Origin of the sequence: Yoonia sp. R2-816 (assembly GCF_046762905.1) — a bacterium.
In the GTDB taxonomy this organism is placed as follows: domain Bacteria; phylum Pseudomonadota; class Alphaproteobacteria; order Rhodobacterales; family Rhodobacteraceae; genus Yoonia.
The window spans coordinates 1-298 of record NZ_JBKQXN010000343.1 but is presented as its reverse complement, the minus strand read 5'-3'; the positions used below and the strand labels follow the sequence as shown (position 1 = coordinate 298).

Below are 298 nucleotides of genomic sequence, written 5' to 3'. Positions count from 1 at the left end.
ACGAGTGTCTCCAGTCTCATATTAACTGCATCTGGCGGGGGCCTGGCAGTCCGAACGCCGGGTTGATAAGGTGGTCAGTTTTTTCAATGAACCGGTTTCTGTTGTGCCCAAAGGTATGCGCCTGCAGCATCTGCAGCATCTGCAGCATCTGCAGCATCTGCAGCATCTGCAGCATCTCCGGGCCGGCGCGCTCCACGATGGCGACGCCTGCCAGAAGCGCCGGTCGGCTATGGAGTGGTACAATTGGATGCTTGGGCGAGGGTGGGAACGATCCGTCTCTGGCGATGACGTCATCGAG

At 58.7% G+C, this 298-nt stretch carries 1 protein-coding gene; it reads right to left on the bottom strand.

From position 1 onward, the window contains the following. Nucleotides 1–16: 16 nt before the first annotated feature. The coding region (locus ACFWW2_RS25545) for a hypothetical protein (RefSeq protein WP_393933286.1) at nt 17–298 on the bottom strand (282 nt) is incomplete at its 5' end.